Annotated in this window: 1 protein-coding gene and 1 pseudogene; one reads left to right on the top strand and one right to left on the bottom strand. The window is 41.9% G+C overall.

Translation table 11 applies throughout. The annotated features are described in order from the left end of the window. The first annotated feature begins 91 nt into the window (after nt 1–91). Nucleotides 92–1,399 carry an IS4 family transposase gene (locus AB4180_RS21685; RefSeq protein ID WP_102250515.1) on the top strand — a complete coding sequence of 436 codons (1,308 nt, stop codon included), beginning with the start codon at nt 92–94 and terminating at the stop codon, nt 1,397–1,399. Nucleotides 1,400–1,407: 8 nt separating this feature from the next. Here the strand turns inward: AB4180_RS21685 and AB4180_RS21680 are convergent. After that, a pseudogene (locus AB4180_RS21680) lies at nt 1,408–1,500 on the bottom strand (VOC family protein); the annotation flags it as partial.

Here is a 1,500-nt window from a genome sequence, read left to right as displayed (position 1 = left end):
TAATGCCGATCAGTTAAAGCCAAAGTGATCGGTTGAAGGATCCTTCCGAGCTGTCAAAATCCAAGTGTATTTAATGCACTTGGATTTTTTTATGGATGTTTCTCAAGCTCTAAACATAATTAATGATTGGAAACCTAGCAGCGTTGAGACTTTGTCTGACTTGCTTCCAATTGAACTCATCGACGAAGCCTATTCTCTTACTGATACTGTCACGATGAGAAAGAGGAAATTAACTTTAGAATCCATGGTGTGGCTGCTTGTTGGAATGGCTATCTACAACAGTAAATCCATGAAAGATTTAGTGAACCAACTTGATATTGTCGACCGTACAGGTAAAGCTTTTGTCGCACCGAGTGCGTTAACTCAACGTCGAAAGACGTTGGGTGAAGACGCAATTAAAGCGGTCTTTGAGCGAATGACTACGTCATGGTTAAAAAGTGCAAAGTTACCCCAGTGGAATGGATTAACGCTTCTTGGCGTCGATGGCGTTGTTTGGCGAACGCCCGATAACCCGCAAAATGAAAAGGCATTTTCTCGACAAAAAGGGACGCAATATCCGCAAGTGAGAATGGTCTGCCAAATGGAACTAAGCAGTCACATTATTACGGCCAGTGCATTTGATAATTACAATACAAACGAAATGATATTAGCTGAAAAACTGATAGAAACAACACCAAACCATAGCGTGACAATGTTCGATAAGGGGTTCTATTCTTTAGGCTTATTACATAAATGGCAAGACTCTGGCTCGGAGCGTCATTGGCTTATCCCCCTCAAGAAAAATACACAATATGACATTGTTCAATCTTTAGGGCGAAATGACAAACTGGTTCAATTACACAGTAACCCAAGGGCTAGAAAGCTATGGCCTGATTTACCAAAGTCGATAACCGCTCGACTTGTCACTCGTAAAATTAAAGGAAAAGACTACCAAGTATTAACCTCCATGACGGACTCCCTGCGTTACCCATCAAAAGATATTGCAGGCCTTTATGAACATCGTTGGGAAATTGAGCTAGGCTACCGAGAGCAAAAACAATACATGCTTGGAAATCGTCTCACGCTGCGAAGTCGTTTACCAGAACTGGTAAAGCAGGAGTTATGGGGCATCTTGCTTACTTACAATTTAATCCGATACCAGATGGTCGAGCTCTGCTTCAATTTAAAGGGAAATTACCTTCCTTATCAACTGAGTTTTAACGGCACATTAGCTCATGTATCTGCGTTACTTGTAGGCTTACCTTACTCAACACCAGGCGCAATACCTCGTCAGCTAAAAGGGTTCCACAACATGGCTGAAAGCTTAATACTTGAAGGGCGAAGGGAAAGGACATTCCCTAGAACAGTTAAACCCAGACCACAACGGTATGCTAAGAACAAAAATGCCGTTCACTCTTAAGTGAACGGCATTAATGTGTAGCGGTAGTCTTTGTTTTCATGGCGTTCAAGTTCCTTCATTCCCAATACCTTGGTGTAGAACTCGATAGACTTGTCTAAATC

The organism is Vibrio sp. 10N.286.49.C3, from assembly GCF_041469545.1.
Taxonomy (GTDB): domain Bacteria; phylum Pseudomonadota; class Gammaproteobacteria; order Enterobacterales; family Vibrionaceae; genus Vibrio; species Vibrio tasmaniensis_A.
This window is presented reverse-complemented; position numbering and strand designations above follow the sequence as displayed.

Bases quoted from the DNA above. Each gene is read 5' to 3' on its own strand.
- AB4180_RS21685 (WP_102250515.1), top strand. From the start codon at position 92: ATGGATGTTTCTCAAGCTCTAAACATAATTAATGATTGGAAACCTAGC.